Below are 24295 nucleotides of genomic sequence, written 5' to 3' on the forward strand. Positions count from 1 at the left end.
AGGTCCGCAGCGTCAGCCGGACTGCCTGCGCCTCACAGTCTGAACCGCGGCGGCCGGCGCGAGCCGATAGGCTGGTGGCATGACTGATGTTGATTCCAGCTCCGCCCTGCCCGCCGTCACCGCCCGAGCCGACGGCCGGACGCCGGAGCAGCTCCGGCCGATCAGCATCACCCGCGGCTGGTCCAACCAGGCCGAAGGCTCCGCGCTGATTGAATTCGGCAATACCCGCGTGCTGTGCACCGCATCGCTGACGGCGGGGGTGCCGCGCTGGCTCAAGGGCGAGGGACGCGGTTGGGTCACCGCCGAATACGCCATGCTGCCGCGAGCCACCAACACCCGCTCCGACCGCGAATCCGTCAAGGGCAAGATCGGCGGCCGCACACATGAAATCTCCCGGCTGATCGGCCGCTCGCTTCGCTCGGTGATCGACACCAAAGCACTGGGGGAGAACACCATCGTGCTGGACTGCGACGTGCTGCAGGCCGACGGCGGCACCCGCACCGCGGCCATCACCGGCGCCTTTGTGGCCCTCGCCGACTCGCTGCACTGGGCCAAAGAGCAGAAGCTGATCGCCCGCTCCGCCCGGCCCCTGACCGACACTGTGGCCGCCGTGAGCGTGGGAATTATCGACGGCGTGCCCATGCTGGACCTGCCGTATGTCGAAGACGTGCGCGCGGAAACCGACATGAACGTGGTGGTGACCGGGTCCGGCCAGTTCGTGGAAGTCCAGGGCACCGCCGAGGGTGCACCGTTCGACCGCGCTGAGCTCGACGCCCTACTGGACTTGGCACTGGCCGGCACCGCCCAGCTCTCCCAGATCCAGCGCGACACGCTTTTGGAGACGCTGGGAGAAGTCATCCGTGGCTGAGGGCGAACCGCGGCTGGTCCTGGCCACCCATAATCAGGGCAAGCTGCGCGAGTTGCGAGAACTGCTGCGGGGCCAGATCCCTGGACTCGACGTGGACACCCAGGTGATCGACGCTGCTGCCGCCGGCGCGCCGGACGTCCCCGAAACCGGCCTGACCTTTGCGGATAATTCCCTGTTGAAGGCCCGCGCGGTGGCCGAAGCCACCGGCCTTGTGGCGGTCGCGGACGACTCGGGCTTGGCCGTGGATGTGCTCGGCGGCGCGCCCGGGATCTTCTCAGCCCGCTGGGCCGGTAAACACGGCGACGATGAAGCCAACCTCCGGCTCCTGTTGGCCCAGCTGGCCGATATTGCTCCCGAGCACCGCGGTGCCGCCTTCGTCTGCGCCGCCAGTGTGGTGTCGCCGCGGCTGGAAGCCGTCGAGGAGGGCCGCCTGGCCGGCATCCTCCTGGCCGAACCCCGCGGCTCCGGAGGATTCGGCTACGACCCGATCCTGCAGCCGGCCGGCATGGACCGCAGCTGCGCGGAACTGCTGCCGGAGGAGAAGAACGCCATCAGCCACCGCGGCCAGGCGTTCCGGGCGCTGCTGCCGCACCTGGTAACGGCGCTTAGTGAGGAAGCGCAGTAGCCGGCCAGCCAGGCATCCCACGCCGGTTTTCTGGCAATCGGCCCGTCCGGTTCCCAGGCCACCAGTGGCCGGCCCCCGACCGCCTTTGCCTCAGTGGTGAAGCAGCGTCCGGTTCGGTCTATGGGGGATAGTAAGGCAAACTTGTAAGCGATGACCATGATGAGCCTTTCCTCCCTGTCAGCCAACATCCCTGCACAAACCGCTGGCGATACCAGTGCACTCACCGGTGTAGCCGACTGGGCTGTCGGCCTGATGGAGACCATTGGTGCCCCGGGCGCGGGCCTGGCCATCGCGCTGGAAAACCTTTTCCCGCCGCTGCCCAGTGAAGTGGTGCTTCCGCTGGCCGGCTTCACTGCGAGCCGCGGCAGTTTCAGCCTCATCGAGGCACTGATCTGGACCACGCTAGGTTCCGTCTTCGGCGCTTGGGCGCTGTACGGCCTGGGTGCTTGGCTGGGCCGGAGGCGAATGCGTGCCATCGCCGAAAAGCTTCCGCTGGTCGATCTGGAGGACGTGGACAAGGTCGAGGCGTGGTTCAACCGCCATGGCTACAAGGCCGTGTTCTTCGGGCGGATGATCCCCATTTTCCGAAGCCTGATCTCCATCCCCGCGGGCATCGAACGCATGCCGGTGGCGAAATTCCTGCTGCTGACCACTGCGGGCAGCCTGATTTGGAACTCCATCTTCGTTTTTGCTGGCTTCTACCTGGGGGAGAACTGGCACATCGTGGAACAGTACGCGGGCATCTTCCAAAAGATCGTCATCGTCGTCGTCGTTCTTGCGGTGCTCTACTGGGTTGCCACCCGGATCCGTAAGATTCGGAACCGCCGGAGCTAGTTTCCAGGCCGCTGAACCGGTCACCGCTGGAGCTCCACGTTCGGACCGGAGTTGTTCTGCAGCGGCCGAGCCCGCTGCTCTGTCCGAGGTGCACTGAGTGGCCTTCGCCGGGCGTCGCTGCTACGCCTAGTCTCCGCACGCCGCATTCCAGCCTGACCGCCGGCTGCCGCCCGCTGTAGTCCGGGCTCTTGCTCGATGCCGCCGGCGTTCCCGTTGGCCGGCAAGGCACCTTCGCCGCGGTCCATCCGGTCAGGGCGCCTTCCCATTGCTGCCGCTCCCAAGCAGGCGCGCAAGCGACAGCGCCCGCAGCTGGCACCTCTGGTAACGACCACTTTCCTTGACAAGCGCCGCATAGCTTGTATGGTTAGGTACATCAGTAACTAACCCCTTCACCGAATAACCGGTGATGGGTTCCATGGAAGGAGCGGCTGTGATCGACGATTCGAGGCCGATCTTTCTGCAGATTGCGGAGCTCATCGAGAACGACATCGTGGACGGGGCGCTGGCGGAGGAAAGCCAGGCGCCGTCCACGAACGAGTTCGCCGCTTTCTACCGGATCAATCCCGCCACCGCAGCGAAAGGCGTGAACCGCTTGGTGGACGACGGGATTTTGTACAAGAAGAGGGGGATCGGCATGTTTGTGGCCACCGGCGCCCGTTCCCGGTTGTTAGCCCAAAGACGGGACGACTTCTTCAGGGAGTACGTCCAGCCGATGACCCGGGAGGCACGAAAGCTGGGCATCAGCACCGAACAGCTGACCGAAATGCTCCACCGCACCGAGTCCACCAGCGACATGACAGAGGGAAGCGTGTCCCGATGAACAACCCGACCACACCCGCCGCCATAGAACTGCGGCAGGTGACCAAGACCTACCGTGATGCCAAGGCGCTCGACAACGTCAGCCTCCGCCTGGAGGGCAACCGGATCTACGGCCTGCTGGGCCGAAACGGCGCCGGCAAGACCACCCTGATGTCGGTGCTCACCGGCCAGGGCTTCCAGAGCAGCGGGGAAGCGCTGGTCTTCGGCCAGCGCCCCTATGAGAACGACGGCGTGCTGTCGCGGATCTGCTTCATCCGTGAATCGCAGAAGTATCCGGACGACTTCACCGCGCGGCAGGCCTTCAAGTCCGCCTCCTTGTTCTTCAGGCACTGGGACCAGGCGTTCGCGGACCAGCTGGTCGAGGAATTCCAGCTGCCGCTCAAACGGCGGATCAAGAAGCTCTCACGCGGCCAGCTCTCCGCCGTCGGGGTGATCATTGGGCTGGCGTCCCGCGCGGAAATCACGTTCTTTGACGAACCGTATCTGGGGCTGGACGCCGTGGCCCGGCAGATCTTCTATGACCGGCTGGTGGAGGACTTTGCCGCGCACCCGCGGACCATCATCCTCTCCTCGCACTTGATCGATGAAGTGGCGAACCTGCTGGAGCATGTGGTCCTGATCGACCGCGGCCGGATCATCATGGATGACGACGCCGAGGCCATCCGCGGCACGGCGGTCACCGTTGCAGGCAACGCCTCCGCCGTCCAGTCGTTCGCGGCCGGCCGCGAGGTGCTGCATCGCGAGTCGTTGGGCTCGCTGGCTTCGTGGACCGTCGAAGGCCGGCTGACGAACGCAGAGCGTGCCGAGGCAGCCGAACTTGGCCTGGAACTGGCACCGGTTTCGCTCCAGCAGCTGGTGGTGCGCAAGACCATGGCAGCGACCGATGCTGTCGTCGATACCGACTCCGAGCTGGAGGTCCTGAAATGAACCGCGTCGTCAACGTTGCGCGCATGCAGCTGATCAACAAGTGGACCTTCCTCGGGATCCCGGCCATCATCATGGTTTCGGCCTTCCTGATAACCCTCGCCATCTGGGCGATGATCCCGGCCAGCGGCGAGACGTTCTACTCCGGCGCTTCGCAGGCAGTGGTGTGGTATTTCCTGGCGCTGGGCATCCAGTCACTGACGCTTACGTTCCCTTTCTCACAAGCGATGAGCGTCAGCCGGAGGACCTTCTACATCGGCACGGTGGGACTGTTCGCCACCGTGGCGCTGGCCATCAGCGTGCTTTACTACCTGCTGGGCCTGGTGGAAGTTGCCACCAACGGCTGGGGGTTCAACGGACAGTTGTATGCCCTGGACTGGGTAGCCGCTGAGCACGCGGTGGTGCAGATCCTGTTCTACTTCATCGCCATGGTGGCGCTGTTCATGATCGGTTTCTGGTTCGCCACCATTTACAAGCGCTGGCAGGCCACCGGGATGTTGATCACATGGATCGCGATTGCCGTGGTCTTGATCGGGCTGCTGGGCCTGACCAGCTGGCAGGGCTGGTGGCCGACGGTGGGGCAGTGGCTGGTGGCCCAGACACCGCTGAGCGTTTCCGGCTGGGCGGCGCTGTTCTGCGCGGTTCTTGCCGGCGGGTCCTACCTGACTCTGCGCCGCGCCGCTCCATGATGTAGCCAACGAGCAGCGCTCACACCATCAACAGCACGGCGGCTCCCGCACACCAGGCGGGGGCCGCCGTGCCGTGTGTTGGCGGACCAAGACTGTCCTGCTCATCAATTAGGGTTGACCCGTGGCAATTGACTTCACGGCGATAGATTTCGAGACGGCAAACGGGTTCAGGGGATCGCCATGCTCCGTCGGCTTGAGCAAAGTCCGTGATGGCCGAATCGTCGAGGAAGCCTCATGGCTCATGCGCCCGCCGGAAGGCTTCGATCATTTCGATCCGCGCAACGTCCAGATCCACGGCATTACCGCAGACATGGTTGCGGCAAAGCCCCGCTTCGGGGAACTGTTCGCCGACATGGCAGCTTTCATCGGCACCGACGTGCTGGTCGCCCACAACGCCGCCTTCGACATGGGCGTCATCCGGTCGGCACTGGAAGTCTCTGAACTTTCCGGCCCGGCTTACGACTACGCCTGTACGGTCATCCTGTCGCGGCGCAGCTATTCGTTGGTGTCCTATTCGCTCCCGTTCGTGGCCGAAGCTGCCGGCGTGCCGTTGCTGAACCACCACGACGCCGTGGCGGACGCTCGGGCGTGCGCCGGCATCATGATCGACATTGCCGGCCGGAACTCGGCCGGAAGCATTCCGGACCTGCTGACGGCCATGCAGATGCGCACCACCCGCCTCGAGGCCTACCTCCACGGAACGGCAGCCATCTCGAAACCCACCCGGACGGCGCTGGAACGCCAGGAGCTTGGCGCTGCCGGGGGAGCGGCACCGTCTTCCGCTTGGACGTACTGGCCGGACGAGGGCAGCAATCCGGAGCCGAACCATGACGCCGACGACTCCCACCCGCTCTACGGCCAGACAGTGGTCTTCACTGGTAATCTGGGCCTGTCCCGGCAAGAGGCGAAGAACCGTGCGGCCGAACTGGGGGCGCGACCGGCCAGCAACGTGACCCGCAAAACCACGGTGCTGGTGGTGGGAGACGGTTTCGTCGCCTCCGACCTCAAGAGCGGCCGGGTGACAGCCAAGGCGCACAAGGTGCTGCAGCTGCACGGCAAGGGCCAGCAGATCGAGGTGCTGTCCGAAGGCGAGTTCCTGCAGATGATCGGCGGACGCTGGCCAGTGCACAGCGCTTGACCGAATGCTCCCGACTGGCCGCGTTTCGGCGTCAGAGCCGCAGGCAAACCCCGGTGAGCTCTTCGGACAGGTCGATCAGCCGGGAGGCAGCGTTGCGCTCGTAGGCATTCCGCTTCGGCGCAACGACGGCGGGGCTCCCGGTCAGTTGGAAGCGTCCATCCGGCCCCCAGTAGTCGCCGTTACGCACGCCGTCGCCAGCAGTCGCCTGTACCAGCGGCCACGCTCCAGCATCCTTGCCCTGCGCGATCAGACCGTACAGACGCCGCTGCCAACGGCTGGCTGGTTGTGAGAGCTGCAGGCCGGGCCGGTCAGGCGTGAAGTACTTCCGCGCGTAACCCGGATGCGCCACCACGGAGGAAACCTTCGAACCAGCCGCTTCCAGCCGGTGGGCCAACTCAAACCCGAAACTCATCACCGCAAGCTTGGACAAGGCGTAGGACCGGTAGCTGGAGTACTTCGCCGGCAGCGCTGCCCGGCGGAAGTCCGGGCGCACCCAGCGGTGGCTGATGCTGCCCACATGAACCACGCGGCTGCGGCTGTGGGTCAGTGCAGGCATCAGCCTTGCGATCAGCGCAAAGTGGCCCAGGTGGTTGATGCCGAACTGCAGCTCGAAGCCGTCCACGGTGAATTGCAGATCCTCGGACCCGATGACTCCGGCGTTGGCCAGCAGGGCATCGATCCGGCCGAGGCCGGCCAGTTCCTCCGCGGCTTGCCGGACCGAGTCAAGGCTTGCCAAGTCGAGTTGCTGGAAGCGCACGTCCGCTCCGGGCACCGTACTCCGGACGGCTTCCATGGCCGCGTGGCCGCGGGCCTCGTCGCGTGCGGCCATCACCACCGTGGCTCCGGCCGCGGCCAACTGCTCGCTGGCGAAATAGCCAAGTCCGGCACTGGCGCCGGTCACGATGATGGTCTTGCCGTCCTGACGAGGCAGGACGGGCGGGTGGCTGTCGTGGCGCATGCCTTAGCCCTGCGTCTGGGCCAGGAAGCGGTCGGCCATGCCGAGGATGACTTCTGGCCCCTCGAGGGAGGCCAGCCATTCGGCGGGCAGCGCGGCTTCGCCGTAATGGGCGCCTAAAAGGTTGCCGGCGATACTGCCGGCTGCGTCGCTGTCGCCGCCGTGATTGGTTGCAGCGGCGACGCCCCTGCGGAAGTGTTGTTCCGGCGTCGTGCTGTCAGCGGTAGCCAGCACCGCGTACAGGGCGATGGATAGAGCTTCCTCGGCCGCCCGGCCAGTGCCGAGTGCCGCGGTCAGGTCGGCAGGTGCCACCGGACCGTGGGCGGAGAGCTCGACGGCGGTCCGCAGGTGCCCGGCCAATTCGGCGGCTCCGGCTTCCTGCTCGGTGCGCGCCAGCATGGCCACGGCGGCACCGGGCAACGTGGCTTGTTCATGCACCAGCAGCCGGATCAACGTGGCCAAGGTGGCCGCGCTGCGGTGTGCCGCCGGATGGCCATGGGTAAGTGCGGAGCCGTCGGTGGCCAGCCGCTGGACGGTCTGGTCGTCGACGAACGGCAGCAGCCCGAAAGGGGCCGAACGCGTCACCGTGCTGCCGTCCACAGCGTCCGCGTTGACCGGACGGGCCCGGGTTCCCATCTCGCCGGTGGCCAGTCCGGACAGACAGGCCTCGGCGGGAGCGCGCCGCGCATGCAGTATGGGCTGGCCGTCGATCCAGCGCGGCTGCGGCGCCGGCGCGCCCTCCGGAAAGCGGCCTTCCTGTGTGGCGTACCAGCGGAGGTAGGCGAGCCAGAGGCAGGCGGCTTCGTCCGCGGCGGTGCCCGCGTTCGCCCACTCCAGGGCCTCGGTCAATCCGTCGAGGGTATACAGCGTCAGTTGGGTCTCGTCGCTAAAGTGCCCGGGCTCCGGCAGTTGCGAGAAGTCGTGCAGCCCGTCGGCCCCGAAGCGTCCGGCGATCACGTCGAAGGAGTCGGACTCGACGGCCGCCCCCAACTGGTCTCCCAGCGCGCCGCCGAGCAGGCAGCCGCGCACCCGCGAGGCGTAGTCCGGGACAGTGTGGGCAGTGGGAGCGGCATCGGACCGGGAAGCGGGAAGCGGGGCGTCGGTAGTCACGACTACCAGCTTAGGCGTGCGCGCGGATATTTCGCCCAACTGAGCCTCCCCGGAAACGTTCAGGGTTTTCCCAGAACCCGGTGACAGAGTGGAGTAGTTTTGAGTCAATCGCCGGCGTCCCGTCGGCCCGGTAGGAGGACAGTATCCATGGCAGCAGCCCACCCGGCGGCATCGGCACCAGCCGTCCCCGCCGTCCCACCCCGGCTCGGCGAAGGACGCAGCTACTCGGCCCGCATCGGCGCCGAGGTGGCAGGTTCGTTCTTGCTGTTTTTCGGTGCGCTCGGCATCGGCATGTTCAATCCGCAGGGCTCTTTCGGCGTTCCCTTCGGTTTCGGCTTGGCCGTCATTGCCGGCATGCTCGCCTTCGGCTACATCTCCGGCGGCCAGTTCAACCCGGCGATCACGCTCGGCAGCGCGCTAGCGGGCCGCACCGCATGGAAGTCGGTTCTACCCTATGTCCTGGCGCAGCTGGTTGGTACGTCCTTGGCCGCCGTCGTGCTGTGGGTCATCATTGGCAGCCACCCGGCCGGCGCGCAGTCGGAAAGCGTCTTCGCTTCCATCGCCAACGGCTATGCCAGCGGTGATGAGCTGGGCTTCTCGATGGCCGGCGTGTTCCTGGCCGAAACCATCGCGACCGGCCTGCTGGTGGCCGTCTACTTGGGTGCGACCTCGTCCCGCGACCGGCTGCGCAGCGCCCCCTATGCCGTTGGCCTGGCCTTCGCCGTGCTCACCGCGGTAATGCTGCCCATCTCCAATGCCGGCATGAACCCCGCCCGTTCCACCGCCGCGGTGTACTTCGCCGGTCCCAGCGCGGTGAGCGAACTATGGCTGTTCTGGGTGGCTCCGCTGCTCGGTGCCCTGATCGCCGGGCTGCTGTACCGCAGCGCCGAGACGGCACCGGGGCCGCGGAGGAAAACGGACGACGGCGTTGCTCCGGTTGAGTCTGCCGCCGCACCTGTCGAGGGCGCGACCGCCGGGACGGCTGCCGGTAAAGGTGATGTTCCCGACGTCGCTGTGGAGGACCAGTCGGACCGGCCGGCGCCCGCGGACGACCAGGGTGCGGCCGAAGCCCGCGATTTCTTTGACCGCAAGCCGAACCGGCCCCGCCCGGACACCGAATAACCGGAATCTGCAAGTTCAACGGCACGTCCCGATTCCGGGGCGTGCCGTTGCGCTTGTCCGAAACTGTCCTGACCGACGGTTAGTTTTGAAGCATGAGGTTATTGCACACGTCGGACTGGCATCTGGGACGCTCCTTCCATGGCGTCGGGATGCTGGAGGCGCAGCGGGCATTCGTCGACCAGCTTCTGGAAACCGTGCGGGACGAGCTCATCGATGTAGTGCTGATCGCCGGCGATGTGTACGACCGCGCTCTGCCCGGCGTGGATGTTGTCAACCTCTTTTCCGAAGCTCTGTCGCGCATCCGCGCCGCCGGAGCCACCGTCATCATGACCAGCGGCAATCACGATTCGGCCACCCGGTTGGGTTTTGGATCCGGCATCCTGGCCCACGGCGGCGTCCATGTCCGCACCCGGCTGGACCAACTCGCAGATCCGGTGGAACTGGACCTGGGCGGCGCCACCTTGGCCGTGTACGGAATTCCGTATCTGGAACCGCGGATGTGCGCGGAGGAGCTTGGGGCCGCGGCTCCGAGCCACACCGCAGTGACGCGGTCGGCTCTAGGCCGCATCCGTGCCGACCTGGCAGAGCGGAAGGCCGGCGGGCCCATCCATTCGCTAGTCATGGCGCACACGTTTGCCAGCGGCGGGATCAGTTCGGACAGCGAGCGGGACTTGAGCATCGGGGGAGTGGGAGCGGTCCCGCTGGACCTGTTTGACGGTCTTGACTATGTGGCGCTGGGTCACTTGCACGGACGCCAGATGCTGAGCGAAACCGTGCGCTATTCGGGCTCGCCCCTGCCGTATTCCTTCTCTGAGGCCGGTCACGAGAAGGGCGGCATCATTCTCGAGTTCACGGCGGACGGGCTCAGCTCCGTCGAAAACGTTTCCTGGCCAGCACCACGCAAGCTCGCCGTGCTCAAGGGGAGCATGCAGGACCTGCTGGAGTCCGCGGACCATGCTTGGGCACAAGAGGCCTATTGTCAGATCACCATCACGGACGACGAACGGCCGCTGAAGGCCATGGAACGTCTGCGCGAACGTTTCCCTGACACGTTGGTGTTGAGCTTTGAGCCAGCCTCCGGACCGCGGCGGGACACCATGAGCTACAGCCAGCGCATCGCCAAGGCCCAGGACGACCTGCAGGTTTGCTGCGGATTCCTGGACCACGTTCGCTCCCGGCCGGCCGACGAGGCCGAACGGGCCCTGCTGGCAGACGCGCTGCAGGCAGTGCAGGCGGCGGAGGTATCGGCATGAGGATCCACCGGCTGGAAATTCAAGCCTTTGGCCCTTTCGCGGCCCGGGAAACCATCGACTTTGATGAGCTCAGCTCGCAGGGACTGTTCCTGCTCAACGGCCCGACCGGTGCCGGCAAGACCAGCATCCTGGACGCCATCTGCTTTGCGCTGTACGGATCCGTTCCCGGCGCGCGCCAGCAGGGCAAGCGGCTGCGCAGTGATCATGCGGAACCGGAGACGGAGCCCGAAGTCGTCTGCGAGTTTTCGGCTCGCGGCCGACGCTTCGAAGTGACCCGCAACCCGCAGTGGGAACGTCCGTCGTCCCGGGCCAGGTCCGGTTCGGTGACGGAACAGGCGCACACTCTGCTGCGCGAAAAGGTGAACGGTGCGTGGGTCCAGAAAAGCGCCCGAAACGACGAGGCCGCCGCCGAACTGCTGTCCGTCCTGGGCATGAGCCTGGAACAGTTCACCAAGGTAGTGCTCTTGCCGCAGGGCGACTTTGCCGCGTTCCTCCGGGCCGACGCCAAAGACCGCCGGCCGCTGCTGCAGCGGCTGTTCGCAACCGACCGCTACGAGGCTGTGGAGCAAACGCTCGCGGACGAGGCAGCCAAGGCGCGTTCGGCTTATCAGGCCGCCGTCGCGGGAGCGGATCAACTCATGGAACGGGCAACGGAAGAAGCCGCTCGACACCTGGCTGCCGGGGACATGCCGGACCAACCGCTGGCTGCCGCGGACCTGTTTGCCGTCTTCGAGTCGTCGGTCGCCTCCGCTGCCGCCTCGGTCCAGGACGCGGCCGCCAGCGGCCAAGAAGAATTGGATCGGCTGCGGGACACCCTCGGCAGGCGCGAGCGGGCGCTGGCCGACCACGCGGCCCTGGCGGAACTGGAGAAAATCTCCGCTGAGCACCGCCAAGCCGCAGGCAGCCATGCCGCTTTGACCGAAACGCTGGCGGCGCACCGCTCGGCGGAACTGTTGGCGTCGCCAATCCGCCATCGCGACCAGGCCGCGCTCGCCATGGAACGCGCGGCCAAGGAGTTTCTGGACCGGATCGACGCGGCGGAGACGCATCCGCTCTATCCGGCGTTCGTTTCCAGCCGTCCGGAACCCGATCACGCCGGACAGGCGCTGCTGGACGAAGCGGCGGGCCGGCTCGCCGCCGAGCTGGGGCGCATCCGGGCCCTGCTGCCCGAAGAACAGCGGTTGCAATCGGCCCGTACCGAAGTGCAGGGGTTCGAGCTACGCGCGGAGCAACTGGCGCAGCACCTGGCTTCTGCCGCCGATGAGCGCGAACAGCTCGCCGCAACCGGCCGCAGCCTGCAGGAGCAACTGGCCGCGCTGGCCGAGACCCCGGACGTCGGCCTGCTCACCGAGCGCCTCGAACAAGCCCAGTACATCCGGGAAGCGGTGGCCGACCATGCGGCCTGTCGAGCCAAGACGGAAGCGGCGCGCGCCCGCCGCGACACAGCACACACCCGGCAACTCGAGCGCAAGGAAGCCTGGTTGTCCCTGCTTGAACAGCGGTTGGACCAGGCCGCAGCCGAGCTCGCTGCCACCCTTGCCGAGGGAGAACCCTGCCCGGTGTGCGGCGGGACCGAGCACCCGCAACCTGCGGTGGCAGCCTCCGGCCGGCTGGTCACCCGCGAGCAGGAAGCCGCGGCCCGGGATGATCACGCGGCCGCGGAGGCCCTGTACACCGAGGCACGCGGCGCCTGCGCCCACCTGGAACAGGAGCTTTCCGCCCTGGCATCCCGCGGCGGGGCGACCGATGCCACCGATGCCGCCGCGGCCGTGGCCGCTGCCCAAGCCAGCCTGAACCACGCTGTAGCTGTGCGGGACCGGCGCCGCGAGCTGCAGGAGCAATCGGCTGCCACAACGCAGCAGCTTGAAGAGCTCGGACAGCGGCTCTCAGCGCTGGCTGTGGCCAAGGCCAGTGCGGATTCCGAACTCAAAGCCGGCAGAGAACGCACGGACGAACTGGGACGGAAGCTGCACGAGGCGCTGCCTGACGGGGGCAGCCTGCACGATCATGCGGCGTCCTTGTCCCGGCTGGACCAGCTGCTGGCCGATGCCATGAGGATCCTCGCGCAGCACCGCCATTGTGGCAACGCTTTGGACCAGGCGGAGGCCGAGCTCGCCTCGGCGATCGAGCAATCCAACTTCGCCACCGAAGAAGAAGCCCGCGTCTCCTTGGTGGCGTCGGCACAGCTGCAGGAACTGGAGCGGCGCCACACCGCCCACATCGAAGCCGGGCAGCGGCTGATGGTGCTGGAGACCTCCGAACCAGTGATCCGAGCCCGCACCGCCCTCAAGAACGGAGAAGCGTTGCCGGGAATCGGGGAAATGGACGAGGCACGCGATCAGGTCACTGTCCTGGACCGCAGGGTTCGAGAGCACCAAGTGCGGCACGGCGTGCTGGCGGCGTCGCAGGAACAACTGGCGGCGTACCGCCGGCGTTTCGAGGAGGAACAAATCCGCCTGGCGCCGATCGCCGCACGGCACGAGCTGCTGCAGTCGGTGGCGGACACGGTCCGGGGATTGGGCGAGAACGAGCGAAAAATGACGCTCACCACTTATGTCCTCGCCGCCCGGCTGGAACAGATCGCGGCCGCGGCGTCCGAACGCCTTATCACGATGACTGACGGCCGGTACACGCTGGTCCACGACGACTCAAAGTCCGGCAACAAGAAGTCCGGACTTGGCCTGCACGTCAGTGACGAATGGACCGGGCAGCGGCGCGACACGGCGACGCTTTCCGGCGGCGAGTCCTTCATGGCCTCGCTCGCGCTGGCCCTGGGCCTGGCCGACGTCGTTCAGGCCGAAGCCGGCGGCGTGGACATTGAAACGCTCTTCGTCGACGAGGGCTTTGGCAGCCTGGATGAGCAGGCACTCGAACAGGTCATGGATGCTTTGGAGGGACTGCGCGACGGCGGCCGGGTGATTGGCCTCGTCAGCCATGTGGCAGAAATGAAGCAGCGGATCGGCGCCCAACTACAAGTCACGAAGGGACGCCACGGCTCATCGGTCCGCACGGTTCTCACCGGCGTCGCGTGACACCGGTATGATAGTTGCGTTATCCGGGTTGTGCGCATCGGGAGGCGGGACGATGCGCAGTTCGAACCAACGGAAAAACTGATGAGATCTCCTGATTCAGGCGCGCCCGCACGGGAGCACACCGCGACCGGCGCTCCTGCCGGCGGGCGTAAGCGCCGCAACCCTTTCGGCCGCTACGCCCGGCTGGCCCGGCTGGCCGGTACGTCCTTCCTGACCATCGGATTCCTGGCCCGGCTGCCGCTGGCGATGCTGACGGTCGGTGCCCTGACCCTTATCACCGTGACCACCGGCTCCTATGCCTCGGGTGGCTTCGCCGCCGGTGCGGTGGGCATCGGTTCGGCGGTGGGGGCGCCGCTGTTTGGCTATTTGGCGGATCGAGCGGGCCAGCGGCCGGTTCTCTTGATTGCCGCCGCGGCTCACACCTGCGCCATTGGCTTGCTGCTGACCTGCGTTTACATCGGCACCAGCGGGGCCGGAACCGCAGCCGTGCTGGCGGCGTCGTTCCTCGTCGGGGCAACTTGCCCGCAGGTGGGCTCGCTGGCGAGGGTGCGTTGGATGGCGATGACGCGCAGCGACAAGCCTGCGCTGGACACCGCACTGTCCTACGAAAGCACGGCGGATGAACTGACGTTCGTGATGGGGCCGGCGCTGGTCGGGCTGTTGGCCGCGCTGATTGCGCCGTGGCTGCCGTTCGTGCTGGCCGCCGCCCTGACCGTCACCATGGTCACCGCTTTTGCCGTCCACCCCACGTACCGCACGGTAGTCCCGCTGACCCCTGAACTGGTCAAGGCGGATCCGGGCGCGGCTGCGGCCGCCACTCCGGTGCGGATCAACTGGCCGTTGGTTTCCATCCCGGTGCTGGGCATGGTGGCCATGGGGACGTTCTTCGGGGCGACCCAGAACGCACTGAGTGCCTTCGGGGGCACCTTCGGAGCGGCCGACGCGGCGGGCCTGTTGTACGCGCTGCTGGGCCTGACGTCGGCCTTCGGGGCGCTCTCCGTGGCCTATTGGCCGGCACGGTGGACGCATGCCTGGCGCTGGGTCGTCTGTGCTGCTTTGATGACGGCATTCTGCTTGCTTTTGCTGCTGCCGACCGACGTGCTGCCGATGATTTTCGTGCTGCTGCTGGTCGGCGTGCCCGTGGGGCCGACCATGGTCACCATTTACGGCATTGGCAGCGTGGTCGCTCCGGACGAGCGTCTGGGCACGGTCATGACGCTGCTGGCCAGCGGGGTTGTCCTGGGCTCGGCGCTGGGTTCGGCGTTGGCCGGTGCACTGGCCGAGGCCTCGGGGCACTCCGGTGCCTTCCTGGTCTCGATCGGTGCCGCGGGCATGCTGTTCGTGCTCGGCCTGGTTGCCGCCGCCGTCGTCAGGCGCCGGCGGCGCTGAGCCCGCTCAGTGCAGTTCTGCCTCGATGGTGGCGGCAGAACGCTTCAAGGCCACCGCGATCTCCCGGTCGGGAGTATCGGTGCGGATGTAAACCACAGCGATAGCCGCCGGCAGTTGGCCGGGAACTGAGACCGGCACCGCGACCGCGGAGACACCCGGGATGACCTCGTCATGGCTGACGGCGTAGCCGGTTTCCTTGGCCAGTTGGGCTTCCGGCCGGATCTGTTGTCCCGGAGCGTGCTGCTCCCACTGTTCCCGGGTCAGCGCAGACTGGATGGCGATTCCCGGTGCCCCGGCGGCGAAGGAATGACGCGTGCCGGGGTGCTGGACCAGCGCCGTTGTGTGCCGCGGCTCCACCGTGAACAACGTGACGCAATCGTGCTGATCCCAGACTGCGATAAAAGCGGTCATCATCAGGTCGTTCGCCAGCGTGGTCAGCTCGGGCAGAGCCGCAGACTGCAGGTCGCGGGACACACCGCGCGCCAGCGCAGCCAACCCCGGGCCCGCCTGCACACGTCCGGCCGAATCGCGCATCAACAGTGAGTGGTCTTCAAGAGTGCGCAGGATCCGGTAGGCGATCGAGCGGTGCACTTCCAATGCTTCGGACAGCTCGGCGATGGTCATCGGCGACTGGGCTTCGGCCAGGATTTCCAGCGCTCTGATGCCGCGCGAGAGAGTCTGCGAGTGCGCCGGGGCTGGCTTGGTGGGAGTCTGGCTCATCGGACCATCCTAGGAAAAGTAACTGGGGGAGCACGTCTTGTAGGAGACTGGGCGACAGGGCTGTGCCACGCCTCACATCTCCCATTGTTCTATATCAGGACGAAGCGTCCAACTATAGAACGTCCGCGTGGGCGGCAGGGCCCTCCGGAGGGAAGCAGCGGGTCGAGCTGGATGGCGTGACGGGAAAGGTGCTGTTACTCAATTGATATGGCGGCACTATGTGTGCCCTATCACTCTCCGGTAGTATGGCTCCAGTCACATTACCGACCGTTCGGTAATTACCGTTCTGTGAACACAACGGAGAAAAATATGTCCACGTCAGAAGAGCTGGCAGGCAACATCAGCCCAGCCACCCGCCACGAAGAGCGCAAGGTGCTCGCCGGCACCTTGGTTGGTACCACCATTGAGTGGTACGACTTCTTCATCTACGCCCAGGCTGCCGGATTGGTGCTGGCCTCCCTGTACTTTGCCCCGTTGTCGCAGGAGAGCTCCGGCCTGGCCCAGATCGTCTCGTGGGCCTCGCTGGGCATTAGCTTCCTGTTCCGCCCCCTCGGCGCCATCGTCGCCGGCCACCTCGGTGACCGTCTCGGCCGGAAGATGATGCTGGTCTTCACGCTGGTGCTCATGGGTGCCGCCACCGCGCTGATCGGTGTGCTGCCGACCTACGCGCAAATCGGCATCTGGGCTCCCATCCTGCTGGTGTTCCTGCGCATCCTGCAGGGCTTCTCGGCCGGCGGTGAATGGGGCGGCGCTGCCCTGATGTCCGTCGAGCATGCCCCGGTGAATAAACGCGGCTTCTTTGGTGCATACCCGCAGATCGGTGTTCCGTGCGGCATGATCTTGGCCACCGGCGTGATGTGGCTGCTCAGCACCCTGCTGTCAGAAGAAGACTTTATGAGCTGGGGCTGGCGTGTACCGTTCCTGTTCTCGATCGTATTGATTGTCGTGGGCTTCTTCATCCGCCGTTCGGTGGATGAGTCCCCGGTGTTCAAGGAGATGCAGGATCGCAAGAAGGAGTCCGCCGCTCCGCTGGGCCAGCTGTTCAAGCACAACTGGAAAGAAGTCATCCAGACCGCGCTCATCTTCATTGCCAACAACGCAGCCGGTTACCTGCTGATCGCGTTCTTCGCTTCCTACGCCACCAAGCCGGTGGAGGCCGGCGGCCTGGGCATGGACCGTCCGTCCGTGCTGCTGGCTACCACGCTGGCCGCCTTCGGCTGGTTGATCTTCACCATGTACGGAGGCATTCTCTCCGACAAGATCGGCCGCATCCGGACGTTCCAGATTGGTTACGTCTGGGTCTTGCTGTGGCAGATCCCGATGTTCATGCTGATCGACACCGCGAGCATCGTCCTGATGGGCATCGCGATGTTCGTCCTCACCATCGGCCTGGGCCTGTCCTATGGACCGCAGTCGGCTCTCTACGCCGAGATGTTCCCGGCCCATGTCCGCTACTCGGGCGTCTCCATCGGCTACGCCATCGGCGCGATTCTGGGCGGCGCATTCGCTCCCTTGATCGCCGAAGTGCTGCTTGGCGCGACCGGTACCACCATCTCGATTGGCATCTACATCATGGTGCTCTGCGTCATCTCGCTCGTAACCGTCTCGATGGTCAAGGAGACCAAGGGCAAGAACCTGCGGGTCGACGAAGCCCATCAGGAGTACCTGCAGCAACACCCTGAGGCACGCGACTCTCACTAGGGACTGCTCAGACTGCTCATGTGGACCGCCGCCGGTAACAGTTACCGGCGGCGGTCCGCTGCTGTCAGGGCCGCAGCCAGCCGTTACCGGGGGAGCAAGGCCAGCACCTCGTCGTCGCTGACCTGGTTGAAATGCCTATAGGCCTCGCCGACAGCCCGAAATCCGCGCGGCTGGCGAAGGCAGAAGACCGCATCGGCCAGCTTTTCCAGCTCAGCGCAGGTCTGCGGAGGCCCCACCGGGACCGCCACGACGATCTCGCGCGGCTTGCTCTGCCGAACAGCCTTGATCGCGGCCTTCATGGTGGCGCCTGTCGCCAGCCCGTCGTCGCAAAGAATGGCGGTGCGGCCGCTGAGCTCTGTTGTCCTGCCGTGGAGATAGGCCTCCTGGCGCCGCTGCAGTTCGGCACGTTCGGCGGCTTGGACGGACTGGAGTCGCTGCTCGCTGTAGTTGCGGCGGCGCAGTTCGGCCACAATATGGTCCACCATGACGACGGCGGTGTGCCCGCCGTGGGCAGCCAAGGCACCGAAGGCCACCTCCGGCTGGTCGGGAATCCCCAACTTGCGGACAATGAGTGCATCAAGGTCGACGTCGAGTTCTTTCGCCAGGACGGCAGCCACCGGAACGCCGCCACGAGCCAGTCCGAGCACGGTCACCTCGTCGTGCCCGCGGTAGTCAGCCAATTCGGCCGCCAGTTGATGCCCCGCATCGGACCGATCGACAAATGGGGAAGGCGTCCCGCTCAACAGTCCCACGGCCTCCAGTATCCTCTCCCGCGCGCCAACGGGCGAGGGAGGGCTAATAAGCTCGACGCGAAGGGGCTGGACCGGGCGAGCGAGGGGCAGGGCGAGCCGGGTCAGGGACTGCGCCGACCGGGTGGGGAACCGTCGGAACGGCCCGGCTGTGCCGGGTCGCGGGACGCCGGGGCGGCCCCGGGGCGCAGGGCGGGGCCGGCGGCGCTAGCTGCATCATAGTGCTCCCCCAGGGGAAACGTTTTAGGCGCGATGGGTAGTTCTCCCCATCGCGGCCGTGACAGTACCCGGATAAGCTCGTGTCAACGGTCGGGCTCGGAACGGGGGCCCGCACCGCGTCGGCCGGGCTTGGGTCCGGGCGTGGAAGAGCCGGAGCCGCAGGATTCCCCCCAACGCCTGCTGCTCCGGCCCTTTCGTTTAAACACCGGTGCCCCAAGACCCGCAGTCGGTTGTCTCCAGCCGCCGGTTACCTGACGTCGAGGAAGACCATTCCTTGAACCGGTGGGTGCCCCTGACGCGCATTACCTGGCGTCAGGGGCCCCCACCCGTTCAACGTCGAGCGGCGCCGCTATTTCTTGAGAGTGTCCGCATCTTCGACGAGCAATTCGTCGAACTTCTCAAGATCGTCGCTGAGACCTGCGTACACTTCAGGCTTCTTCGCCTTGAGGTAAGCGCCGTAGATGATGCCGCCGACGACAGCGAGCACTAATAGCCATGGCAGCACGACCACATAGGGTTCCTCGGAACCTGCGACGAGCGGGAACTGCACAATTGCCATGATGCTGAAGACAGCTAGCGCGACAAAGCCGATGCCCGGTGCGATCAGGGTCGTCCAAAGCCGCGGGTCGCGCTTCTTGCGGAAGTAGACGACGACTGAAAGGGCGGCGATGGCCTGCACGATGATGATCGAGAGTGTCGCGAAGCCGAGACCCACCGGAACGAGTGTGAGGATCGACGGCAGCTCCGGGAAAGCGAAACGGAAGATCGCCGCGATGACCAAGGCAAAAATCAGGTTGGTCAGCAGCGCGCGCTGAGGCGCTCCCTTCGAGTTGGTCTTAGCCAGCCACTGCGGCAGCACACGTGCGCGACCGAGCGAGTAGAGGTAGCGTCCGGCCGAGTTGTGGAATGCCAGCTGCGCGGCGAAGAGGCTGACCACCACGAGCACAAGGGAGATGACGACGAAAACTGGCCCAAGATGCTTGTCGATGAGCATCAAGGTGAGGTCGCCCGCCTCGAGATGCTCGACTGCCGTCGCCTGCGCGATGTCGGGACCGATCGAACTGACGATCGCCCACGCGGCAAACGCATGCATGAGACCGATGATGATGATGGCCGCGTAGGTCGCTTTGGGAATGGTCCGGTGGGGATCTTTCGCTTCCTCACCGAAGAGCGCCGTTGCCTCGAAGCCGATAAACGCGGTGGCCGCGAGCAGCAGGCCAATCCACAATGATCCGCCCATAACGATTTCAGGCGTGAACACCGAAAAATCAAAGCCCTGCTGGAAGAGCACGGAGAAGCCGAACACGAAGACCATGATGATTTCGAGCACGAGCGCGACACCCAGAACGACGGCGCTGACATGAATACCCGAGATAGCGAGCAGGTAAACGAGTATGAAGAGCACCGAGCCGGTCCAGAACCAATCGAGCGTGAACGCCTCACCGAAGAGTTCGGGCATGACGACCATGCCGGCGAAGAAGCCGATGGTTCCAAGGGCGCCGGCCACGAAGGCGTTGTAACCGATCGTGGCAATGATTCCAGTGATGAGGCCTGCAGTCTTGCCCAGGCCTTTCACCGCGATCGCGTAGAAGCCGCCAGCGTTGGTCAGCTCCTTAGTGATCTGCGCGTAGCCGATCGCAAAGAGCAGCAGGGCCGCTGCCACCAAAAGGATCGCGACGGGTACACCGCCGCCGTTGCCATGCGCGATCGCGAGCGGGAGCACGACAATGAGAACCGTGACTGGAGCCACAGCAGCGAGAACGAGAAAGACAATCGCACTTACTCCAAGCTGGTTGCGTGCCAACACGTCGGTATGTTTCTCAGACAACTGAACTCCAATCAATGAGTTGCGGTGGATATCGGAAGTGAATCGCACGGCCAGCGGCGAATCTATGCGTCGAGGTCTTGTTACTCGACCCGCTGACCGTGCAGCACATCCAGCTCCCGGACTAATAAAGCCAGTTTGCGCCGGACACCGCGGTTCTGGCTTGTCATTCCGTGCATGAAGCTAGACAATGCGCGCCCGGAAGCCACTGATTCCCCGGCTGCAGGGCGCTGGCGCCGGTTATGCAGGAAAGGAGGAACGGCCGGTGTAGCCAAAGTCGGACAGTAGGTTGACTCCATTGACGGCGCGGGATCGCCTGGATGCTAGGTAGCCGACGCTCCACGCGATGTCATCGGCAGACTGCATTGGGAACCCTGGGTTGTCCAAGGCGTCGCCCAGCCCGCGGCGCGCCATCGGTGTATCAACGATCGACGGGCAAACACTGTTGACCCGGATCCCATACTCGTCAAACAGTTCTACGGCCAGCGCCCGTGTCATTTGGACGAGTGCGCCCTTGGACGCGTTGTACGCGAGCATGCCCGGCACCGCGACGAAGCCGGAGTCAGAGCCGACGATGGTCACGCTGCCGCCCTCTGCGCGCCTGAGGAAGGGAAGCGCAAACTTGATCGCAAGGAATGTGCCGACGACGTTGACGTCGAGGACCTCTCGAAAACTCTTCGCACTAACGTCCTCGCAGGCCGCTCCCATTTCACCTTCGATGCCGGCGCAGCAGACGAGTGCGTCGATGCCGCCCAACTTGCCGGCGATTCGTCCCACCGCGTCTTCCAGTTGAGAGTCCTCGGCGACATCTGCGCGTGCTGCCACGACTCGCGACCGCCCGACGAGTTCGAGTTCAGCGATCGCCGCGTCCAATCGGTCCTGGTTCCGGCCGACGATGCCGACCTGCGAACCTTCCCGTACGAATAGCCGCGCCACGGCAAGCCCGATGCCGGACGAACCGCCCGTGACGACGATGCGTTGCGGCAGGTGGCTCCCTGCAGCGGGTGAAAGTGACATGCGTGCTCCAACTCCCTAGGCCCGGTCGATTGCCTTGCTGCCGGCTTTCGCGGTCCGGCTGTGAGTCAAGTTACTCACAGCCAGCACGCAACGGAATAGCAATGCAGTCACTAGACCTAAAGTCTGAATATTAGACTTGACCAGACCCTTTTCCTTTTGACTGGACTATGGGTATAGTCTCGCTAACACGCCACCAAGACTCCGGAGCGAGGAGCCCCATGTCACAGCTGTCCCGCGAGGAAGCCCTTACCATTGCACGCAACGCTCTCCCCATGTTCGGGATAGCGGGAGACGCCGTGATCGACTTCGTCAAGCATCGCGAAAACGTCGTCTTCCGCGTATCCGAAGGACCAATCGACTACGCGCTCCGGATTCATCGGCTGGGTCATCGGACTGACGACGAAGTAGCCACCGAAGGCGCTTTCATGACCGCCCTGGGCGCAGAAGGCTTTCCTGTATCCGAAGTAGTCCGGACCGTTGCGGGAGCCCTGTTCGCATCTGTTCCAGACAGTAGAGGGCGGACTCACCACGTCGATGTCCAGCGGTGGGTTGCCGGCGGCGAGCCCTTGGGTGATGCCGGTGCGGCATGGCTGGGCGAAGACACTCTGGAGGCAGAGGTTTTCGCGCGACTTGGCGAACTCTGCGCCACGTTCCATCTGGCATCGCGTCGAATTGGGAAGGTTTCCGGTTATTCAAGGCCGGCTTGGGACGCCGAGGGGCTTGCCGGAGCCACAGCCCTCTGGGGTGATCCCCGGCGACTCGCGACGACCGATGACGAACGCGGGGTGATCGACGCGGCCGTGCGACGCATCGGCCAACGCCTGGATCAGTTGGGAACTGCGCCCGAATTTTACGGCGTCATCCATGCTGACTTCACGCCCGAGAACGTCCTGACTGCGGGGCGCCAGCATGTCCTCATTGACTTCGACGATTTTGGAGAAGGGTGGTGGCTGTTCGACCTGGCCACGATTCTGTTTTGGTACCACCGTCACCCTCGAACCGTGGAGTATCGCCAGGCGCTGCTGGCCGGCTACCGGAAGCATGCGGATATCCCGGAGCGTGCCCTCGAGGACTTGGACACATTCATCCTCGCCCGCGGCCTCACTTACCTGGGCTGGGCGGCCGACCGACCGGGGGATGAGACCAGCGTCTTTCTACAGTCCGAGGTTCTGCCCGTCATCGTGGATTTGTGCCGTGAGTACATCGGTGCCGAAAGGCAGTTGCCGGAAGGGCAGCACACCCCAGGGGAGGCCAGCCTGCTCGCCCGACGGGCCGCGACCATCGGATCCTACTCGCCTCTTTTCTACGACCGACCGCTCCACTTCGTGTCCGGTGACGGCGTGTGGTTGGTCGACTCGGAGGGAAACCGCTACCTCGACGCGTACAACAATGTTCCGCAGGTCGGCCATGCGAATCCACGGGTTGCAGATGCCGTATGCCGGCAGCTCAATACGCTCAATGTGCACACGCGATACCTCAGTGAACCGATCGTGGCCTACGCCGAGCAGCTCCTTGGCACCTTCGACGCACCACTTGACCGGGTCTACTTCACGAACAGCGGATCCGAGTCAAACGAACTAGCCATCCGGATTGCGAGGCATATGACCGGCCGCAGCGGCGTGATCGTCACCGACCACAGCTACCACGGCAACACGATTGCGCTCGCCGCGCTGACGACCGGATTAACCGTCTCGGAGCCATTTGGCGACCACGTCCGGCCGATCCACGTACCGGATCTTGATGGCGAGGGGGAGCACGCGGATTCAGGAGCCATGCTGGAGCGCGCTTTGGCGGCGATCGACGAGGCGATCGCGTCCCTCGTCGAATCCGGCCACGGTGTGGCTGCGCTGCTCATCGAGCCGGCGTTCTCCACCGAGGGTCTGCCCCGTGTGCCTGAGGGGTACCTCGAGGGGGTCGTCGAACGGATTCAAGCGGCCGGCGGCCTGGTGATTGCAGATGAGGTCCAGACCGGGCTGGGCCGTTTGGGCGATGTTTGGTGGGGGCACCAGGCGACCGGCATCGAGCCGGACCTGGTCACGCTCGGCAAACCGTTGGGAAATGGCTACCCGCTCGGCGGCGTCGTCACCACCGCCGCAATTCTTGAGTCCTTCAGCAGCGCCAACATGTACTTCAATACTTTTGCCGGCACCGCCACCGCGGCGGCCGCCGGCCAGGCCGTGCTGAACGAGATCACCGGACACGGGCTGATTGCCCGCTGCGGCGACCTGGGGCGTCACGTCGCCCGCCGGCTCGAAGACTTGGTAGCCAGCCATCCCCGGGCAGCCTCCGCGAAGGGGCGAGGCCTGTTTTTCGGTTTGGAACTTGTTGACGATGCCGGCCGCCCGGATTCCGGCTTGGCCAAACGGATCGTCGAAGCCCTTGTGCAGGAAAAGATCCTGATCAGCCGTATCGGCCCGAACGACAATATCCTCAAGATCCGGCCGCCACTCGTGATTGGCCGGGATGAACTGGAACGCGTCATAGACGCCCTCGACGTGGCCCTTGGTGCGGAAACCCGTGCCGAAGCAATCCGCGCATGAACGCCGAAGACCGTTCGCGTCCGTCCACAGCACCAGGAGGGGATGGAGAACCGGTGACCCAGCTTGCTGAGCCGCCCGTTCCGCTCCGCAAGCGGCAGCAGCTGCAAACCCGTCACGACTTGGTGCGCTCAGCCATCGACATCATCGACGCCTTGGGAGAGAAGGCGGCCACGATCGATCGGATTACCGCACGGGCTGGAACGTCACGGGCAACCCTCTACGCACATTTTCCGGGGGGCCGTGCCGACGTGCTGGCCGAGGCCTATAAGACCGTTGGCCAAGATTTGATAGACGCAGCCGAGCGGGACGCTGCAGGGCAAGACGATTGGATCGAAAAGCTCTGCGCCTACCCGCGTGCCATGCTCGCTCTTGCCGCTCGGCGCGAGCTGGGCTTCTTCTACAACGTCTCGGGGCCCCAGCACTTCGGGATCGGCAAGCGAAGAGGCAGCGCCTCGCAACATACCCTCGACATGTTCGTCGGAGAGCTCCGGCAAGCCCAGGAGCGCGGGGACCTGCGTGCTGACATCGATATTGAGGCGGTTGCAGGACTTCTCATCGGCGCCATCCGTGAAGCCGGAATCGATGCTTCCCGTGAACCAGCAACAGCGTCCCGGAACCTCACAGCGTTCCGTCAGCTTCTGCTAGCCATCGCCGGCCGCTGACTGGCTAGCTGTACTGCGACAGGACGTTGGTTACACGGTGAAAGGGTGAAGACCTCTTAGGTTGGTGGTTTACCACAACTGCCAACTGAATCTAAGAGGTCTTC

Annotated in this window: 20 protein-coding genes; 14 read left to right on the top strand and 6 right to left on the bottom strand. The window is 65.2% G+C overall.

What is annotated here, in order from left to right; all coding sequences use genetic code 11:
- The first annotated feature begins 79 nt into the window (after nt 1–79).
- The 7 genes from rph (at nt 80) to AB0N75_RS10005 (ending at nt 5897) form a co-directional block, all read left to right on the top strand.
- Nucleotides 80–868, top strand: coding sequence for a ribonuclease PH (rph, locus tag AB0N75_RS09975; protein WP_364648698.1), 789 nt, complete (start codon nt 80–82; stop codon nt 866–868).
- On the top strand, nt 861–1493 hold the full coding sequence (gene rdgB / locus AB0N75_RS09980; RefSeq protein WP_364648701.1) for an RdgB/HAM1 family non-canonical purine NTP pyrophosphatase: 633 nt from the start codon (nt 861–863) through the stop codon (nt 1491–1493). Before rph ends, rdgB begins: the two co-directional genes overlap by 8 nt.
- A 150-nt stretch (nt 1494–1643) precedes the next feature.
- A complete protein-coding gene (locus AB0N75_RS09985) occupies nt 1644–2327 on the top strand; it encodes a DedA family protein (RefSeq protein ID WP_364648704.1) in 684 nt (227 codons plus the stop codon).
- A 430-nt stretch (nt 2328–2757) separates the two neighbouring features.
- A complete protein-coding gene (locus AB0N75_RS09990) occupies nt 2758–3147 on the top strand; it encodes a GntR family transcriptional regulator (protein WP_364648707.1) in 390 nt (129 codons plus the stop codon).
- Nucleotides 3144–4073 carry an ABC transporter ATP-binding protein gene (locus AB0N75_RS09995; RefSeq protein WP_364648710.1) on the top strand — a complete coding sequence of 310 codons (930 nt, stop codon included), beginning with the start codon at nt 3144–3146 and terminating at the stop codon, nt 4071–4073. The genes AB0N75_RS09990 and AB0N75_RS09995 overlap by 4 nt, the downstream gene beginning before the upstream one ends.
- Nucleotides 4070–4759: a hypothetical protein gene (locus AB0N75_RS10000; RefSeq protein ID WP_364648713.1), complete on the top strand. Its 690-nt coding sequence runs from the start codon at nt 4070–4072 to the stop codon at nt 4757–4759. The genes AB0N75_RS09995 and AB0N75_RS10000 overlap by 4 nt, the downstream gene beginning before the upstream one ends.
- A 121-nt stretch (nt 4760–4880) precedes the next feature.
- Entirely contained in the window at nt 4881–5897 is a 1017-nt protein-coding gene (locus tag AB0N75_RS10005) for an exonuclease domain-containing protein (protein WP_364648716.1), read from the top strand.
- 31 nt (nt 5898–5928) lie between these two features.
- On the opposite strand, the gene AB0N75_RS10010 is transcribed toward AB0N75_RS10005, so the two are convergent.
- Entirely contained in the window at nt 5929–6855 is a 927-nt protein-coding gene (locus AB0N75_RS10010; protein WP_364648719.1) for an SDR family NAD(P)-dependent oxidoreductase, read from the bottom strand.
- 3 nt (nt 6856–6858) lie between these two features.
- Nucleotides 6859–7962, bottom strand: coding sequence for an ADP-ribosylglycohydrolase family protein (locus AB0N75_RS10015; RefSeq protein WP_364648722.1), 1104 nt, complete (start codon nt 7960–7962; stop codon nt 6859–6861).
- A 147-nt stretch (nt 7963–8109) separates the two neighbouring features.
- Between AB0N75_RS10015 and AB0N75_RS10020 the strand changes: the two genes are divergently transcribed.
- From AB0N75_RS10020 to AB0N75_RS10035, 4 genes are all read left to right on the top strand, one after another.
- Nucleotides 8110–9084, top strand: coding sequence for an aquaporin (locus tag AB0N75_RS10020; protein WP_364648725.1), 975 nt, complete (start codon nt 8110–8112; stop codon nt 9082–9084).
- 92 nt (nt 9085–9176) lie between these two features.
- Entirely contained in the window at nt 9177–10337 is a 1161-nt protein-coding gene (locus tag AB0N75_RS10025; protein ID WP_364648728.1) for an exonuclease SbcCD subunit D, read from the top strand.
- Entirely contained in the window at nt 10334–13369 is a 3036-nt protein-coding gene (locus tag AB0N75_RS10030; RefSeq protein ID WP_364648731.1) for an SMC family ATPase, read from the top strand. The genes AB0N75_RS10025 and AB0N75_RS10030 overlap by 4 nt, the downstream gene beginning before the upstream one ends.
- Before the next feature lie 81 nt (nt 13370–13450).
- Nucleotides 13451–14758, top strand: a complete 1308-nt coding sequence (locus AB0N75_RS10035) for an MFS transporter (RefSeq protein WP_364648734.1) — start codon at nt 13451–13453, stop codon at nt 14756–14758.
- 6 nt (nt 14759–14764) lie between these two features.
- Here the strand turns inward: AB0N75_RS10035 and AB0N75_RS10040 are convergent, their stop codons facing one another.
- Complete coding sequence (locus tag AB0N75_RS10040; RefSeq protein ID WP_364648737.1) at nt 14765–15478, bottom strand: helix-turn-helix domain-containing protein; 714 nt, start codon at nt 15476–15478, stop codon at nt 14765–14767.
- Between the two features lie 309 nt (nt 15479–15787).
- Between AB0N75_RS10040 and AB0N75_RS10045 the strand changes: the two genes are divergently transcribed.
- Nucleotides 15788–17179, top strand: a complete 1392-nt coding sequence (locus AB0N75_RS10045; protein ID WP_364648740.1) for an MFS transporter — start codon at nt 15788–15790, stop codon at nt 17177–17179.
- Between the two features lie 83 nt (nt 17180–17262).
- Here the strand turns inward: AB0N75_RS10045 and AB0N75_RS10050 are convergent, their stop codons facing one another.
- From AB0N75_RS10050 to AB0N75_RS10060, 3 genes are all read right to left on the bottom strand, one after another.
- Nucleotides 17263–17931, bottom strand: a complete 669-nt coding sequence (locus tag AB0N75_RS10050; protein ID WP_364648743.1) for a phosphoribosyltransferase family protein — start codon at nt 17929–17931, stop codon at nt 17263–17265.
- A gap of 565 nt (nt 17932–18496) precedes the next feature.
- Nucleotides 18497–19954, bottom strand: coding sequence for an APC family permease (locus AB0N75_RS10055; RefSeq protein WP_364648746.1), 1458 nt, complete (start codon nt 19952–19954; stop codon nt 18497–18499).
- Nucleotides 19955–20212: 258 nt separating this feature from the next.
- Entirely contained in the window at nt 20213–20989 is a 777-nt protein-coding gene (locus AB0N75_RS10060) for an SDR family oxidoreductase (protein ID WP_364648749.1), read from the bottom strand.
- A 218-nt stretch (nt 20990–21207) separates the two neighbouring features.
- On the opposite strand from AB0N75_RS10060, the gene AB0N75_RS10065 reads away from it, so the two are divergent.
- Together AB0N75_RS10065 and AB0N75_RS10070 are read left to right on the top strand one after the other, a co-directional pair.
- Nucleotides 21208–23529, top strand: coding sequence for an aminotransferase class III-fold pyridoxal phosphate-dependent enzyme (locus AB0N75_RS10065; protein ID WP_364648752.1), 2322 nt, complete (start codon nt 21208–21210; stop codon nt 23527–23529).
- Nucleotides 23526–24191 carry a TetR/AcrR family transcriptional regulator gene (locus tag AB0N75_RS10070; RefSeq protein ID WP_364648756.1) on the top strand — a complete coding sequence of 222 codons (666 nt, stop codon included), beginning with the start codon at nt 23526–23528 and terminating at the stop codon, nt 24189–24191. Before AB0N75_RS10065 ends, AB0N75_RS10070 begins: the two co-directional genes overlap by 4 nt.
- The last annotated feature ends 104 nt before the right edge of the window (nt 24192–24295 follow it).

The sequence above is a fragment of the Arthrobacter sp. NPDC089319 genome (assembly GCF_040684925.1).
In the GTDB taxonomy this organism is placed as follows: Bacteria; Actinomycetota; Actinomycetes; order Actinomycetales; family Micrococcaceae; genus Crystallibacter.

What these genes read in the sequence shown, in the direction of transcription:
- AB0N75_RS10000 (WP_364648713.1), top strand. Translation starts at nt 4,070, where the DNA reads ATGAACCGCGTCGTCAACGTTGCGCGCATGCAGCTGATCAACAAGTGG.
- rph (WP_364648698.1), top strand. Translation starts at nt 80, where the DNA reads ATGACTGATGTTGATTCCAGCTCCGCCCTGCCCGCCGTCACCGCCCGA.
- AB0N75_RS10040 (WP_364648737.1), bottom strand. Translation starts at nt 15,478, where the DNA reads ATGAGCCAGACTCCCACCAAGCCAGCCCCGGCGCACTCGCAGACTCTC.
- AB0N75_RS10010 (WP_364648719.1), bottom strand. Translation starts at nt 6,855, where the DNA reads ATGCGCCACGACAGCCACCCGCCCGTCCTGCCTCGTCAGGACGGCAAG.
- AB0N75_RS10070 (WP_364648756.1), top strand. Translation starts at nt 23,526, where the DNA reads ATGAACGCCGAAGACCGTTCGCGTCCGTCCACAGCACCAGGAGGGGAT.
- AB0N75_RS10025 (WP_364648728.1), top strand. Translation starts at nt 9,177, where the DNA reads ATGAGGTTATTGCACACGTCGGACTGGCATCTGGGACGCTCCTTCCAT.
- AB0N75_RS10065 (WP_364648752.1), top strand. Translation starts at nt 21,208, where the DNA reads ATGTCACAGCTGTCCCGCGAGGAAGCCCTTACCATTGCACGCAACGCT.
- AB0N75_RS09995 (WP_364648710.1), top strand. Translation starts at nt 3,144, where the DNA reads ATGAACAACCCGACCACACCCGCCGCCATAGAACTGCGGCAGGTGACC.
- AB0N75_RS10035 (WP_364648734.1), top strand. Translation starts at nt 13,451, where the DNA reads ATGAGATCTCCTGATTCAGGCGCGCCCGCACGGGAGCACACCGCGACC.
- AB0N75_RS10045 (WP_364648740.1), top strand. Translation starts at nt 15,788, where the DNA reads ATGTCCACGTCAGAAGAGCTGGCAGGCAACATCAGCCCAGCCACCCGC.
- AB0N75_RS10060 (WP_364648749.1), bottom strand. Translation starts at nt 20,989, where the DNA reads ATGTCACTTTCACCCGCTGCAGGGAGCCACCTGCCGCAACGCATCGTC.
- AB0N75_RS09985 (WP_364648704.1), top strand. Translation starts at nt 1,644, where the DNA reads ATGACCATGATGAGCCTTTCCTCCCTGTCAGCCAACATCCCTGCACAA.
- AB0N75_RS10030 (WP_364648731.1), top strand. Translation starts at nt 10,334, where the DNA reads ATGAGGATCCACCGGCTGGAAATTCAAGCCTTTGGCCCTTTCGCGGCC.
- AB0N75_RS10020 (WP_364648725.1), top strand. Translation starts at nt 8,110, where the DNA reads ATGGCAGCAGCCCACCCGGCGGCATCGGCACCAGCCGTCCCCGCCGTC.